This is a genomic window from Dulcicalothrix desertica PCC 7102, assembly GCF_003991905.1.
GTDB classification, from domain to species: domain Bacteria; phylum Cyanobacteriota; class Cyanobacteriia; order Cyanobacteriales; family Nostocaceae; genus Dulcicalothrix; species Dulcicalothrix desertica.
In genome coordinates this window covers 24,659-41,167 of the sequence record NZ_RSCL01000041.1, presented here as the reverse complement: position 1 = coordinate 41,167, position 16,509 = coordinate 24,659, and the positions used below count along the sequence as shown (strand labels likewise).

The window sequence follows — 16,509 nt, the reverse complement described above, 5'->3', positions numbered from 1 at the left end:
ATCTATTCCACAAGAAAGATTTTACTTTGAAAATCTGACTTTGTAAGTGTTGATTTTCCAGGGTTTGATTGATGACTCAGTATTGTGTAAAGGACGTTCTAATAAATCGACAGGCGCCTCTTCCAAGATTACACCCAAATCACTGTGTAACTGTATTTGTGTTTCTTTCCCGTTACATTCGTAGCATCGAAGTATCCACGCATCTGAGTCTTCAGCTTGTTTAAATGCCATTAAAATTAGGTTTTCGCTTTCTAGGTTTAAAAAGCTAAGGCTGTCTTGAGTTGACGTTAAGTCAGATGTAACATCGTCACGGATAATAACTTGTAAGGGAGCATTTAATTCATACCCTTTTTGTACTGTTTGCGCTTCTTCCCAACTACCTGCATGAGGATACACAGCATACGTAAATTCATGCATTCCTTTATCAGCTTCAGAGTCTGGCCATTCGGAACCTCGCAGTAAAGTTAATCGAAGTTGATTTGGTGTTGCATCGTAGCCATATTTACAATCGTTCAATAAACTAACTCCGTATGAATTCGAGGTAGTTAAATCAGCCCATTTTAATGCTGGTACTTCCCATTTCGCTTTTTCTTCAGGTGTTTGGGGTTTTGTTGTACGCTGAATGGCGCCACAAGGTATTTCGTAAGTGGCAAAATCTGATTCAATGCTTATAGAAAAAGCAGCTTTAACTAAAACGTGACGTTCTTGCCAATTGACCTGCGTTGCTATTTTGAGATACCTAGAACCTTTATCTAAAATATAATCTTGGCAAAATTCAGAATTTCCAAGGGTGCGAACTACACGTAGACGAGATTGAATTATACCTTTATCAAGCCATTCTACAAATTTTAACTGGGTAGCTGGTAAAGGATGCTGTGCATAATTTGGGTCTATATTCCAACCATCCCAATATTGACCACTATCTTTCCAGCTTTGGAGTTGATTTCCGGCACCATTAAGAATTTCTTTTTGATTAACTAGGTCGTATATACTATCTAAATCTCCACTGTTTTCATTGACAACTACCCGCAGATATTCATTTTCTAGAGAAAATGTTTGAGGCTCTGATGTAATAGTATTTTTAGATGTACTTGGGCAAAGCCAAAAAATACTGTAACCAAGAGAGGGTATATTTTCAGCAAGGAATAATAGTTTAGATGAGTTGCTTTGCGAAGGTATTATACCGTCTGAAGAATAAACACAAGCAAAAGAAAAAGATTCGGGTAAGTCTACACAAACAACTTCAGTACGTGACCAGTTTAGGGAATTAAAAACAAAAATCGGTTTAGCGTCTTTGTGTGGTGGTGTAGGTAAAGGCGCCTGAAGTGCAATTTCGTGTAAAGATTTATGTAAAATCTCAGTTCCGACTCTTTCAACTTCTTGCCATTCGGGTAGTGCGTCAGTATAAACTTCGGTAATTGATGAACCAGGTAATATATCGTGGAACTGGTTGAATAATAACTTTTTCCAAGCAGTTTCCAGTTCAGCTTTTGGATATTTCACTCCACAGTGAATATTTGCCCATGCAGCAAAAATTTCTGCCTCATATAATAAAATCTCACACTTTCGGTTGAAGCGTTTTTGGTCGGCATGTGTAGTATAACAACCACGATGAAATTCCAAATATAATTCATCGTTCCAAGTTGAAAGTGCTGAGTGCTGAGTACTGAGTGCTGAGTTAATGTGACGTAAATAATTTTCGGCAGTAGTAAATTCTAAATTTGGGAAAACCTGAGATTTTTGCCAGCGTTGAGCGATTTCCAACATATCACGAGTAGGTCCACCACCGTGGTCGCCAACACCAGGAAGCCAAAGTGCGTCTTTTATACCCGTTTGAGTTTCCCACTCACAGCTATACGCAGCCATTTTTTCTGGGTCAATACCTTCCCCAATAAGTCCTGACATATAACTAAATATCTCACTACCATCAGGAGAACGCCATAAAAAGGCGCCTTTCTGAAATTTGGTAGTGTCATTCCACCGTAATTTCTGAGTCACAAAATATTCAATACCAGCAGAAACCATAAACTGTGGTAATGTCCAGCAAAAACCAAAAGTATCGGGTACCCAGACAATAGGAGAAATTTTGCCAAACTTTTCTTGGGTGTAACGCTGCCCATAAAGAAGCTGTCGAACTATTGACTCTCCAGAAATCAAATTTAAATCAGGTTCGACCCAAAAGCCACCTAAAACTTCCCATTTACCAGCTTTAACTTGAGATTGAATCTGAGCAAATAAATCAGGACGATTTTCTTCTACCCAAGCATACAAAGCGGGAGTTGAGTGACAAAAAACCAAATCAGCAAAATCTTGCTGTAACTTTAATACTGACTCAAAAGTATTTTGTGCAGCGCGCCAAGTTTCTTCAACTTGCCATAACCAGGCCATGTCCAAATGCGCGTGACCGAGGAGATATATTGTTTTAGATTTAAAATCCCCCGATACTTTAAGATACCCTCTCTCTGTGTCAAGAGTGTCTCCGTGGTAAAACTCATTAACAGCTTCAGCCAAAACAGATAACCTATCAGGTGCAAAAGTTTCTAAATATTGTTTAACAACAGCAATCTCCGAAGCGACGAAACCGGGGTCATCAGCAGTACCAGACTCAAAAACGAGATGAGAACGCATCAAGGCGCCGGAGTCATGCAACGGACTAACTAAGCGCAGCGCTACAATAAAATCATCGCCACCTGTAACTGCTTCCGATAACAGTATACGTGGTGAAAAGTCAAATAAATCTCCGGCGGCAACAAGTTTACCATTAACATAAACTTGCACATCTTCTGCCCACCATACCAAAGCTAAACGTAACGACTTTCCTTGTAGTGAATAGCTTGGCACCAAACATTCGGGAACAGTAATTTTCTGCGCTAACCATAAAATCCTGCGTCCAGATTCCCAAGCAATATGTCCTTTATCGTTAGTACTAGCGCCATCCCATTTTGATATATCTTCTTGAAATACCTGATTTGCCGTCAAATCTAAAAGTGAATATCGCCAAGCAGCTTGAACCTCGGTTTGGCATAGGGCGCGGAGGTTATCAATTGCGGTGATAATTGATTTGGTATCAATTGCAGGGTTTTGAGGAGTCATATTTGAGCTACTATATTTCAGTCTTTAACTTGAATAAAGATTTCATCCTGGATCTAATATGTATGCTTTTTTAACACCTATTAAGTATTTACGTATTTTAAATTTTGGTTATAAAAGCTATTTAATACAGGTAGTATGGTTTCAGTTTGACCAATCACGCTTATTTTCTGCCAGTCGTTTACAGTTTCCATTTTTATCATGACTTCCAGTCGCTATCAAAGCAGGCTTTTTAACTTTTTCTCCCGCCAGTCGCAGCGTTTCGGTGACTCGGCGCTCCGCACTTGGCGCACAATACGAGTTGGTGCTAATTGGTCGTTAGAAGCATTACTTTATCCTGTATTTGCACTAATTCAGAAAGCTGTAAATTCTGCTGATAAACAACTTCGACACGCAGAGGCGCCGCAACAGAGGCAGTTAAACTCAGACAATAATACTATTGAGAACAAAAATACTCTTGATTCTGATATAGCAATTGTCCATATGCTAGAAATGGTAAAAAAAATACCATCACGCCCTCAAAAAAGTACAAATTCTGTACCAGAAAAATTAGATTACGTAAAATATCATCAGCAATTAGAAACAAATGATACAGTAAAAGGGTATTTATCAAAAGTGCAAGGAATTGCAACTCATTTAGGAAATAAACATATAGTATTGGTAACAGAAGATAATAAAGTGCTTGATATACTCACTTTAAAGCAGCAGCAAATGATACAAGATAAAATAGTGGCAGAGGTAGTGGAGTATTGGCGATTATGGCATTTATCTGGCACGCAAGTACAGTCTAACAAAAATTTCTTACCTGAAATAGACCAATTACTACATAAGTTAACAGGCGGCAATATAATTCCAACTGAACACAACTCGGAACAAAATCAAGAAATTGTTACACAATTATCTACACAATCATATATATCTGGTCTAGATACTTTTGTTGCTCACCTCGAATCGAGTATGTTGACAGTGAGGCGCCATAATCAAAATCAAAGCTTAGTAGCATCCATTGGCACGCTCGTCATGAATGCCATTAATCATTTTTTTGTCAAATCTACAGTTAATAGTCAATATGGCGAAGTTACAAATAATCAATTATATCCGTCATATAACGCAACATTACCAAAGTTAAAGCAGGTAGCAGACGAAACTGAAGACTTATGGTTGACATTTGACGATTTGTTTGGAGAAGAGCTACGGAGTGAAAATCAAGCAGTCTCAACTAGTAAGCGTCTAACTTTTAGCGCAAGCCAAAGATTATTAAATCAATCTTGTCATGATGAACAACCAGCGACGCGAAAAGTTAGTCAAATGGTTAAGAGCAGTTACATAAAGGGTAATTTAACTCATAACCCTAAAAAACCTGCTATAACTCAACAAGTCGAATCAGATACTCTAATTTTGAATCTTATAGACAGGGTTAACATAAAACAAGCTGATCAAATACCTACTTCGGATGATAAACCTGAATTTGTGGAAATTAGAGCAACGAGCGTCAGGTACGAGAAACATATCTTGGAAACGATTTTGGAGTGGCTGGATAATTTGATGCTGTGGTTAGAGGATAAATTCGTAAGAATACTTAAGTTAATTCAGCAAATCTTCACGTAAAATTAGAAGTTAACTAAATATGTAGCCAACAAATGACCTAATATTGTTTTTATATTTTTATAAACATGCCAACACAAGTGAGATACAGAGCGATGAGTTAACAAGTAACGTTTATCTATGCAAGGCGTAGAATGTATTTCAAATGCTTTTCTACAATAATTGTAAATCTACTTGCGTAATATATTGTGAATGCAGTATTATAAATAACTTTGACAATTTGAAGAGAAAAGCATTGTTCAATGTAACAATAACAATGCTTATTTCGTATACTTTGATGAGATTGTAACATGAGTGATACTACTACCGAGACCTCGCCACCAGCTTCCAACCCACCATTATCTCAACCAATTCCAAAGCCAACTCAGCCACAGCAGTATCGAGCTATTGGCTTATTGTGGGGAAAATACACTCCTAGCGCTGAAGAAATCAACAAGGGAATATTGCTTGCACCTGACGGTACAATTATCGACGCGGTTGTTAAGGGTAAAGTCCTTGGTTTGGTAAAATCGTCAATCGTCGATTTGGAGAAAGAACATTTGTGGGTAGTTTACCCAAAAACCCCTAAAGAAGAATCTCCTATACCTCTACACGTACAGATAGCCGGTATTTGGGAACCAGAAACTCTTCATCCAGAATTGGAAAAAACAGACTTGCTATATAAAGCAGATGAATTTTCGATACAAGGGGAAGTAGTTTTTCAAGAAAACCAAAAAGGCTTAATAGTAGTTAAGATACAACGGGCTGCGCTTCAACCTGATGATGTGCCAAAATACTTCAAGCTTAAACTACTGGGATATTTGCCACCCAAAGCTGCAAAAAACTTTTGGGAGTTCAAGGTCAAACGTGTGGGTACCGATTTAGTGATTCAGTCAGCCGAAAATATTGCATCACTGGCGCCTCCAGGAAGACCAGGAGGTTTTGGACGCAAACCCTTTGATAAAAATAGAGGAGGAGGTTATCGTCGTCCACCAGATGGCGCCTCCAAAAAACCTTTTCCCAAAAAAGGCCCAGGTTCTAATGGTCCAAGTGGTCCAACACAACCACCTGTCCTTAAAAAACCACAGCCTTAAAATAAAAAAAGAACGGTTAGCAGCAGTAATTGTAAGTAGCATTATCCTTCGGTATGCCTAAATCAAAATCAAAATCCAATAAAGACTCCTCTCAACCAGAAACTCCTTCCGCACCGGAGCAGCAACTGTTGAGTATTAAACCTAAAAGACCTCAGCAGGATGTGTTGGCTGACGCAGAAAAAACAAGTCCGCCACCAGACTCGCAAAAATTACTAGGCATCAAACCTAAAAAGACTGAAGAAGTTGCACCGCCATCTGAAACTCAGTCGGAGTCTACTTCTGTTCGCGAAGCTACACAAACGAACTTAAAGCGCCCTGAGTCGGCTCTAGAAAAAGAGCTTACACCCCTATCCCAGGCGCCTTCTGAGTCGGCTTCGGTGCAGAAAGAAGTTACAGAAAACCAAGAAGATAGACCGCCAAAACCAGCATTTCAAAAACCGCAGCTTAAAAAGCCACAACCACCTCCATACAAGAATTTAGAGGAAGTGACCATAAGCAGTGGAGAAACATTTATTGTTGGAGAACAAGTCAAAGTTACAACTGCCAATTATGGCGAATACGTTGTAGCAATTAAGTTTATATACGAAGCTGCCGATGGTAGCGTTTGGGCTAGTTATTCCCATACCAACAAAGAACAAAGACATCCTTGGCGATGGGGATGTTGTCGAGCAGATTTACTTAAAAAAGAGTTAAACGAATGATATAAAAAACACTTTATCGCTGCTCCACACCACCAACTACTGGTTTAACCTCAGTCGGATCAGAAAATGGGTCAGTACCACCAGTCCAGTTAAAGTCACTAATGCGGAAACTAATGCCTCCTAATTCTTGAACAGGATTGTAGCGTAGCGTAATACCGTAAGTACGACGACTGTATTCTAACGAATATTCGGTGCTAAGACTTTGCCCATTGTCAAGGTTGATTGAGGTTTGAAGCCCAAGTCGGAATGGTCCGTAAATTTGTTGAACCACACCTAGGTTTAGTACTTTGTTATCAACTGCACGGTCAAATAGAAACGGCGACAAACCGTTATTTAAACCTTGAGTATAGCTAACATTAAAGGCTGTGTAATCTAAAAAGGGTTTGGAAAAATTGCCAAATTGTCCTTGTATACCAGCGGTAGCAAGTAAAGTGCTTTGATTATTACCGCTGGTATAAAAGCTAGTCGTACCATTAAGTTCACCGTAAGCGGTTATGTAAGGTACAAGTGGGTTAGGTGTATAGCGCAAACCTTCAGTTGGTGTAGGAGGTAACGCTTGTCCTCTCCATAAAGGCAACCCACCAAAGAGTCTGGCATTAGTTTGAAATCGTCCTAAAGAAATGCGGTCATTATCGCGTCTGGCTACCAAAAGGTCTAATCTATCTGTATTTGCATCAATTAATTGAGCGCTGGCTTGATAGGTCAAATTTATACCACTTTTGCCTAAAGGTATAACAGGCGATAGAAGTACACCTCCTAAACTGCTTTGCACTCGTTGAAAACCCAGCGTTCCGTTATAGAATCTATCGCGGTAGCTGTATTCTAAGTTAAGAATATGCGGGTTTTGGGCGCCGAGTGCTTGCTGGTATCGCAAATTAGCCCGAAAAGTATCCTCAATTTTACTGAAGTCTAAAGTCTCAAATCTGGCATTTCCTTCAAAGCGACTTGTAGGACTCAAAACAGCATTAAGCCGAGATTTTAGACCAAACAGCGAAGCAAAATTATCGCTTCCAGTTATTGCCTTTTGAGCATAAAACTGTGGTGTTATTGTGAAACTAGACGTATCAGAACTAAATGCTTCAAAGCTTCGCTCGACAAATATACCACCACGTTGTTCACCGTCATATCCAATTGATGCAATTAGTGGAACATCGCGTTCTCTACGGTCAATTACCTGCTCATTTCTAGGAATTGGTATAGTTGTGCGTTGGTCAAAGACTAACCGTTGTCCTTGTGTTCTTATTCTGTCTCGCTGTGGCGCCTCTCGCGTTAAAGTCAGTTTATCGGCACGCAGTTCTAGTTCAGGTGGTGAAAACGGGTCATTTGTCAATGTGACATCGCGTGCTTGCAAACCACGTGGATAAAAACTAATTTGCGCTGCTTCAAAGCGAACTCGTCGTACTTGTCCACCTGTACCTGGCGCCTGAATATTAGCAGCATTAGCGGAAGTACCAACACCAATATCAATACCCCCAGGACTTCCTACACCTGTTAAGGGTTGATTTTGACGAATGCGGTCACTCAAAGGTCTGCTTTGCACTCCCAGTGATGCACTCGTTGCTGTACCTGGTGCTGCAAATGCAAAGTCAGTTCCAGCAGTTGGAATGAAAATTTCACCACTACCACGTTCTAGTTCGCCATCATCTTGAACAAAATTATACGTAAATCGCTGTCCCCGCAGTACTTGGTCTCCGCGCGTTAGTGCTACATTACCATCCCCAACCGCGATTAAATTATCTAAATTTACCTGCAAGCGGTCAGCATCAATTACTGCCCCATCAAACCTTACAACTACATTACCCTCTGCCGTCACAACTCGACGTTGTTCGTCATACTCCTGACGGTCGGCAACTACTTCTATAACTCTTCGTGTAGTTTGGGGTGTTTGATTTGGTGTTGGGGATGGTTGTGGCGCCTGTGGAGGACTTGTTGGTGTAGATTGGTTATTTTGACGGGACTTAAATTCGATTGTTGAAGGCGAATTTTGCTGATTTTGGGCGTAAAACTCAAAGTTTAAAGGTGGTTGACTTGATGGAAATGTGCTACTTGAAACGTTTGTACTGGGCTGATTGTTTGATTGTGAGGGTTTTGTTAATTGCTTTACTAATGCGGATGCTTGAGGCTGTGATAAATTACGACTTTTAGCAACAGTTTGATTAACATCTTGATTAATATCTGGCTGCATCGAATACCCAACTGTTAATCCAGACCCCAGCACTTCGGCACCTTGTGATGTAGATGGTGGTGTCAGTTCAGGTGGTAATTTTTCTGGTTGAGTTGGTTTAGCAGGGGTTTGGGCAACTAGACTCTTAGAAGCGTTTTCAGAGAGCGAAGATGAGTTAGCCTGTTTTTTTGTACTATGATTATTATCATTGAGGGCGATTTTAACTGGCGCCTTACTAGTACTGATATTTTGAGAATTACTATTATCTAATAAATTTTGGACAGGAGGTTGCGAAGGCGGCAGAACGGGATGAAGCATATAGCATACGTAAGCTTATAGAGAGTCAACTATAAGCCGGAAGTACGACTCAAACTGAGCGCGTATAATCTTCCGACATCAAAGACTTTTACATGTGCTGCCGCTCATTGGCAAGCCATCTGTTTTACAAGGCAGTGCCGTAGGCCCGCATTTTATGGTTAAACGAAACATAGCGCGTTCCATAAAATGCGGGTGCTTTGATTAATTATCGGGACATTACTCGAAATCCCGACGTCCGGGGTTGCGAGAAGGGTCATTCGATAAGAATCCAAACACGAAAAGCAGTACAAAGAAAGTAACAACAATATAAACGGCGATTTTTAAAGTTACCATGAGAGATTCCTTGGGATATGCGGCAGTTGCTGGTTTTACCTGCGATGCAGAAAAATATAGCTTCTCTATCTTACCGAAATCTCAGCTAGTTTTGTCGCCTGTTACTCAGAAACTCAGAAACCAGGTTTCTCTGATGCGCTTCCAATTAAAGTTTTGCTTTAATTGGATTGATTAAACTCATAGCTGTATTGACGCTTGATGATTGTAGATGTTTCCGTCAAACAGCTTTACCACTACCGATTAAATAAAGTAGTGCCATGCGAACAGCAACACCGCTAGTTACTTGGGTTTGAATTAAGCTAAATTCTGGGTCGTCCATTAAATCCGAGCTAATTTCGACACCTCGGTTGACTGGCCCTGGATGTAATACTTTTACATTTGGCTTACACCATTTGAGTTTTGAGCGTGTGATTCCAAACATTTGGTGGTATTCACGCAAACTCGGTAATAAATGAGCGGTCATGCGTTCTTTTTGTAGACGCAATGTCATTACAAAGTCAGCATCGCGTAGTGCTGGCTCTAAGTGCCAATGTATAAATAATTTGCGGCGCCCATCCAGTCCACTTGCTTCACCGTCGTTAATATATTCAGCAAATAATTTGGGTAAAAGTGTTGGGGGTGCTGCAAGATGAACCTCGGCGCCGCTTGCAGTTAGACTCCAAATATTCGAGCGTGCAACACGTGAGTGTAAAATATCACCAACGATGGCAATTTTTTTATCTTTTAAAAGTTCGAGTCGAGGTTGAAGCGGGTCAATAAGGCTACAAATAGTAAATAAATCGAGTAATCCTTGAGATGGATGTTCGTGTTGACCATCACCAGCATTTAAAACACTGACACGTTCACCAAGACGATCCATTTCTAGAGCTACAGCATTTGGGACACCTGCGCTGGTATGACGAATAACCATAATGTCGCATCCCATCGCCAAATAAGTTTTTGCAGTGTCGAGAATAGTTTCTCCTTTCGTCATCGAAGAAGTAGCACTGGTAAAATTTAGCGTATCAGCAGATAAACGCTTTGCTGCTAACTCAAAACTGCTGCGAGTGCGAGTAGATGGCTCAAAAAACAAATTCGCAACAACTTGTCCTTGCAAAGTTGGTACTTTCTTAGTTCTGCGTGATAAAACTTCTCGAAAGCTGGCGGCAGTTTGTAAAACTGCATCATATTCTACAGGAGTAAAATCTGCTAAAGAGAGAATGTGATGACGATTCCAGGTGCTAGTAGGCATAAATAGCTATAAAGCTTTCCATTTTAGATTTCAGATTTTAGATTTTAGATTATTGGGTTATTAGATTATTAATTTAATCCAAAATCCAAAATCCAAAATCCAAAATCCTTTTAGTGCTGTAAATGAAGAACATTCAAAGCGAACGAAATTAGCGATAAGAAAATCATAAATCCAATTGCGTCAAGCATTGTAGTTACGAGAGGTCCACTAATTAGTGCTGGGTCAAGTTTTAGTCGCTTTAAACCCATTGGTAAAAAGGTGCCTAACGTTACAGCGACTAGAGTATTAGTAGCCATAACCATTCCCGCGATGACTCCAACCCATCTTTCGCTGGGAGATGCCCAAATCATTGATAGCAATACCATTGTTGTGCCCAATGCGAGTGCGGTTCCTAGACCTGCCGTCAATTCTTTTTTAAGAATCTTCAGAGTATCTTTAGGAGTAACTTCTCCAATACCGAGTCCTCGAATTGTGACTGTCAAAGCTTGAACACCAACCGTTCCACCTGTATTAGAGAATAAAGGCATAATTACCGCTAACAGAGGTACTGATGCAATTACTGGTTGAAACGGTGCAATTGCGCTTGAGGCGCCGATATACAAAGCCATAATTGCTAAAAGCCAGGGTAAGCGCTTGCGAATTGTCATTAAGGGAGGCGCCAGTGCTCCATCATCACCACCACTAACACCCGCTAACTTTTGGATATCCTCAGTTGCTTCTTCTTCCAAAATATCAATCACGTCGTCAATCGTGATGATACCTACGAGTCGTTCTTCGCGGTCAACTACTGGTATAGCGATTAAGTCATAGCGCTTCATGATTCGCGCGACTTCTTCTTGAGGAGTTTCGGTTTGAACTTTAATAACTCTGTCGCTAGCAATTTCTCGTATCAGAACATCGGGAAAAGTGAACAATAACTGCCGCAATGACACAACTCGCACGAGTTTACGGTTGTCGTCGGTGACGTAAGCATAGTAAATCGTTTCTTTGTCTTCGTCTTGGCGCCGAATTTTGCTCAACGCTTCACCAATTGTTAACCCTTCACGCAACCAAACATACTCGGTTGTCATCACCCGTCCAGCAGTTCCTTCTGGGTATCCAAGAAGAGTGGCAGTTGCTTGTCTTTGCTCGGTACTAAGTTGTTGTAGTAACCGCTTCACAACCTTTGCTGGGAGTTCATCAAATAATTCCGCACGGTCGTCTGGACTCATTTCTTCAACAAGTTGTACCACCTGAGCATCATGCAAAGAATCAATAAGTTCTTCTTGCACCTCTGGAGGTAAATATTCAAAGACATCAATTGCTTGACTTTTATTGAGCAAACGGAAAGCTATAGCACGCTGTTTTTCGGGTAATTGCGTGATATAGTCACCCACGTCTACAGGTTGCAAACGATTTAATTCATGCTTGAGCTGGTTCAAGTCAGCAACGTCAACTACTGAATTGCGAGCATCTTCTAAAAGCATATTAACCTCCTAATATCTCCCCCGCGCTGGGAGATAGTTCTCCGAAGCTTAGAGGAGGGTTGTACTGCCATCTTGCGGACTTTTGTCCATAAATCCTTAAGAAATCAACATCGATATCCAAAATTGGGCATCGCTAAGTCATAATACTAGCCCGGAATACTAAAATCCGGTAGATGCCTTTTTTTATGAAGAGTAACATTTGCCCACAACCCAAAGTGCTGTGCGAACGATACTACCCTGACATGTATTGGAGTTGAGTAAATTTTACTACTATCCTTATCTGTGTCAAGCAAACTGATAAATTGATGTTCAAAATGTGTAAATCAGAAGCTATAAGACTTTAGGAAGTAGTTCTCAGTACAAAAACCCAAAACTAATGTAAGTGATACTACTGCAATTTATTTAATTACAGCACCATTTCACCAATCGGTTTGATTAAGTATGAACTTCTACCGAATCTGAACCACTATTTTTAGCCTTTAAGACAATTTAATCGAATTATGGTAGGTTTAGTCTTCTCAAATTCGGTAGATTTACTACTATTCCCTAAAGGTATTGACACCGAAAACTGTAAACTCCTTTATATCAGCTAATGTGTTGTGGCGCCGCTCGAAATTAACGCAATTTTATGCATCGACCTGTTAAATGACACGATAGCAGCTTTAGTCCTGAAGTTAAACTATTTTTACAAACTCGTCAACAGGTAATAATTTATACAAGTAAACCCACTTATCAAAAATAAGAGGGCTATTAAATAACCATGCAAACTTGATGATTACCAACTGAATATTATGTAGTGTATTGGTTGGCAATGACTAAATTAATTAAGATTGGTAGATGTAGAAGCATTTTAAGTTTAGCCTTTGAAATGGTATTAATCAGCCCGATAAAAGTTATAGCTATATTCTGATTAATATCAGATTGCACATAAAAATACAGATAACTTTTATACTATTTTGTAAAGATTTCAAGAAACCGGGTTTCTCAACATAGAAACCCGGTTTCTAAGATATCGACTTAAGAGGCGCCAACGGTAGATAATAAAGTTAACACTTAATTTCTGTAGCACAGAAGGCGCCTTCTTTGTGCGGAACTTGTGACAAAACGTTACATTATAAAGAACGTAATAGCTACAGGATTAAACACCTTTCTGGTTATCCCCGCATTAACTTTATGAAGACTGCTTCGCAACTGCAAACTCGTCTTGAATATTATTACCAGCAAATAAAGACGATTATTCTCAGTCGTCAAAATCCAATTACAGGTTTGCTGCCAGCAAGCACAGCAATTACTGCTCATGGTGATTATACCGATGCATGGGTGCGCGATAATGTTTATAGTATTTTAGCGGTTTGGGGTTTAGGGTTAGCGTATCGGAAACTCGATGACGATAACGGACGTACTTACGAACTCGAATTTAGCACGGTTAAATTGATGCGTGGCTTGTTGTTTGCGATGATGCGACAAGCGAATAAGGTGGAACAATTTAAACACACGCAGTCACCATTAGATGCACTGCACGCAAAATACAATACCACCACCGGAGATATCGTAGTTGGTGACGACGAGTGGGGACACCTACAGCTTGATGCAACATCAATATTTTTGTTGATGTTAGCGCAAATGACCGCATCGGGGTTACAGATAATTTATACGCTCGATGAAGTTAATTTTGTCCAGAATTTGGTTTATTATATCGGACGCGCTTATCGTACACCCGACTATGGAATTTGGGAACGAGGTAATAAAATCAATCACGGCAACGCTGAATTGAATGCTAGCTCTGTAGGAATGGCGAAAGCTGCCTTAGAAGCAATAAATGGACTTGATTTATTTGGTGTTAAAGGTTCTCAAGCATCGGTAATTCACGCCCTACCTGATGAAATTGCACGTGCTCGTATTACATTAGAATCTTTATTACCACGCGAGTCAGCTTCTAAAGAAATTGATGCAGCATTACTAAGCGTGATTAGTTTCCCAGCTTTTGCAGTAGAAAATTTAGATTTACGTGACCGGACTCGTAACGATATTATCAACAAGCTAGGGGGTAAGTATGGCTGTAAGCGTTTCTTGCGTGATGGACATCAAACGGTTTTAGAAGACACCCACCGTTTACACTACGAACCTTGGGAGTTGAAGCAATTTGAAAATATTGAGTGCGAATGGCCTTTATTTTTTACTTATCTTGTATTAGATGGGTTATTTAGAGGTGACAACGAACAAGTTGAATTTTACCTAAATAGTTTAGATACTTTGCTGGTTGAGCGCGATGGTATAAAGTTACTGCCTGAACTTTACTATGTACCTCAAGAACATATAGAAGCTGAAAAAGCACAACCGCAGTCACAGCAACGTTTACCGAATGAAAATGTGCCCTTGGTTTGGGCGCAAAGTTTGTACTATTTGGGTAAACTTCTTAGCGAAGGGTTTATAGCGGTTGGTGACATTGACCCATTGGGCAGACACTTAACAATGGGTAAAACTAGGGAAGCGCTTGTGCAAATTGCTTTATTAGCTTCTGATGAAGATTTGCAAGATAAACTCAAAGTTTACGGTATCGAGACGCAAACGCCAAAGCAAGTGGCGCCAACACAAGTTCGCGAATCCGAAGATTTGATAGCCATTTATACACAAATAGGGCGTAACGATAAGCTGGCATTAACTGGGCGCCCACCGCGTCGTCCTCGTAGTTTGACGACTTCACGCTTTTTCCGTTTAAATGGTGAGATGGTAGTATTTTTACCATCTTTCTTAGACTCACAGCAATTTTATTTAACCTTGGACTATCATTTTTTGGTAGACCAATTTCGTAGCGAACTAGCTTATATCCAAAAATACTGGAACGATTTAGGGCGCCCAACTTTAACTTTAATGCTGACACACACAATGTTAGAAGTGGGTAGCGAGGCATTACTCGAATTAATGCAGGAGCTTAAAGAAGGTGTTTGTAATGGAGTTAGAGTTAAGCTAGGAAAACTCAATCAATTGACATTAACAGGCGCCATCGAGCGTATAGATTATTTACAATACTTTGACTTTTTGCATTCCTCCGTTCAAAATGCTCTACCGCGTTGCACTTACCTAACATTTAGTGTTGACAAAAATTGGCAGTTGAGAAACACGCAAGAATTTCAAATGGAGTACGAAGCAAATTTAGAAAAACTGCTGTCGTCTTTACAGTCCTCACAAAATATTTACGAGCAAGTTGAGTTATTACAAACACTTGCCAGTTTGAAAGGACTTGAATTTGATACTGGGTTTGGAGGTGAAAACACGCGCGTTACGGTTAGCGATTTGCTCGACGAAGTTTATACGAAAGCTGCTGAATTGGGATTATGGGCAGTAGTTCGAGGTGCTGCGGGTTTGCGGCAAATGGCGGATATTAGCTTATCAGATGTGGTAACAAGTCTAATTGTGCGTGGTAAGCAAATAGCAGTAGGAAAAGCATACACCGAAGACTCACTTATCACAGTTCCTTTATCTCACAGCGAAATTGTAGAAAAAATTAATAACTTCTGTCGTGAGGATATTCGTGATAGGATGCTCACCCAGGAAATATTAATTTACCTGAGTAATTTAATTAAATCTGAACCTGAATTATTCAAAGGTTTATTAACAGTACGTGTTGGGTATTTGATTTTACTACTAACAAGTGAAATTGCGGGTGAATTAGTAATTACTCAAGACGAAGCATACGAGCAATTAATGCGGTTATCGCCATTTGAAGTTAAAAGTAGACTTAGAAAGGTGATGCTCGAATATTCAGGCATGAGTAATGTTTTGCGTAAGCAAGAATCGTTACACGTTAAACAAAAAGCAAGCGAAATTAATTGGTTAGCAGTATCACCAATAACTGAAGAAATTGAACCCCCTGAAGGAGGTTGGCGCCGTTTTCGTAAAGCAGAAGGTTCAACTGGACGTGTACCTTCATACTTTTATAAACAAGTTTGGCTGTTAATGCAACACTGTAAAGGTGTAGTAATTGGCGATAAGCTCGAACGTCGCAACCGTTTAGATAGTGAAGTAATGTTAGCAGAAATGACCGCAGGAGAGAAAAACTTTGCACTACGAGTAGAGCATTTACTTAATAAAATCGAATCTCCTGAATATCGACAGGTGTGTATTGAAGCACTCATTGAATTAGGCGCCATTGCATCAGAAAACCCTAACTTACAGATTGAAGATTACATAGTTTTAGATGTATTAATTGGTCACGCTGTTAGGTTAGCTTGGTTAGAAATGCGACCCGAACGTGGAGATAGGTATGACGAAGATAAAGCTTCTGCTTGGCGTTCTTATTACAGTACTTCGCCCAGAGAATGTGCTGGTCATATAGTTAAAGCGTTTAAGTTCTTAACTGAATTTGCCGAAGCTATTCCTGTTTGATCCCCCCCAACCCCCCTTAATAAGGGGGGCTTTATAGCACGGGCATCTGCCTGTGCTTTCATGTCATGCTGAACGTAGTGAAGCATCTCAAAATATATCTTTCATATAACAAACCACAAAGGCACAAAGAACACAAAGCAAA

9 protein-coding genes are annotated in these 16,509 nt (G+C 40.0%); 4 read left to right on the top strand and 5 right to left on the bottom strand.

The window, feature by feature from the left end:
- Positions 1-21: 21 nt before the first annotated feature.
- A complete protein-coding gene (locus DSM106972_RS46000) occupies positions 22-3,093 on the bottom strand; it encodes an alpha-mannosidase (protein ID WP_127086982.1) in 3,072 nt (1,023 codons plus the stop codon).
- 198 nt (positions 3,094-3,291) lie between these two features.
- Between DSM106972_RS46000 and DSM106972_RS45995 the strand changes: the two genes are divergently transcribed.
- The 3 genes from DSM106972_RS45995 (at position 3,292) to DSM106972_RS45985 (ending at position 6,469) form a co-directional block, all read left to right on the top strand.
- Complete coding sequence (locus DSM106972_RS45995; protein WP_127086981.1) at positions 3,292-4,698, top strand: hypothetical protein; 1,407 nt, start codon at positions 3,292-3,294, stop codon at positions 4,696-4,698.
- A 287-nt stretch (positions 4,699-4,985) separates the two neighbouring features.
- Positions 4,986-5,768: a heterocyst master regulator PatR gene (gene patR, locus DSM106972_RS45990; RefSeq protein WP_073618227.1), complete on the top strand. Its 783-nt coding sequence runs from the start codon at positions 4,986-4,988 to the stop codon at positions 5,766-5,768.
- Positions 5,769-5,821: 53 nt separating this feature from the next.
- Positions 5,822-6,469, top strand: a complete 648-nt coding sequence (locus DSM106972_RS45985) for a hypothetical protein (RefSeq protein ID WP_127086980.1) — start codon at positions 5,822-5,824, stop codon at positions 6,467-6,469.
- A gap of 13 nt (positions 6,470-6,482) precedes the next feature.
- On the opposite strand, the gene DSM106972_RS45980 is transcribed toward DSM106972_RS45985, so the two are convergent.
- From DSM106972_RS45980 to mgtE, 4 genes are all read right to left on the bottom strand, one after another.
- Positions 6,483-8,951: a DUF3769 domain-containing protein gene (locus tag DSM106972_RS45980; protein ID WP_127086979.1), complete on the bottom strand. Its 2,469-nt coding sequence runs from the start codon at positions 8,949-8,951 to the stop codon at positions 6,483-6,485.
- 216 nt (positions 8,952-9,167) lie between these two features.
- Positions 9,168-9,284 (bottom strand): photosystem II reaction center protein I, encoded by a 117-nt coding sequence (locus DSM106972_RS45975; RefSeq protein ID WP_083872187.1) that lies wholly within the window; start codon positions 9,282-9,284, stop codon positions 9,168-9,170.
- 217 nt (positions 9,285-9,501) lie between these two features.
- Positions 9,502-10,515: an aspartate carbamoyltransferase catalytic subunit gene (locus DSM106972_RS45970; protein WP_127086978.1), complete on the bottom strand. Its 1,014-nt coding sequence runs from the start codon at positions 10,513-10,515 to the stop codon at positions 9,502-9,504.
- A 110-nt stretch (positions 10,516-10,625) separates the two neighbouring features.
- The gene (mgtE, locus tag DSM106972_RS45965; protein WP_127086977.1) at positions 10,626-11,981 is read right to left on the bottom strand and encodes a magnesium transporter; all 1,356 of its coding nucleotides are present in this window, start codon (positions 11,979-11,981) and stop codon (positions 10,626-10,628) included.
- A gap of 1,173 nt (positions 11,982-13,154) precedes the next feature.
- Between mgtE and DSM106972_RS45960 the strand changes: the two genes are divergently transcribed.
- Positions 13,155-16,367, top strand: coding sequence for a glycoside hydrolase family 15 protein (locus DSM106972_RS45960; RefSeq protein WP_127086976.1), 3,213 nt, complete (start codon positions 13,155-13,157; stop codon positions 16,365-16,367).
- Positions 16,368-16,509: the final 142 nt, after the last annotated feature.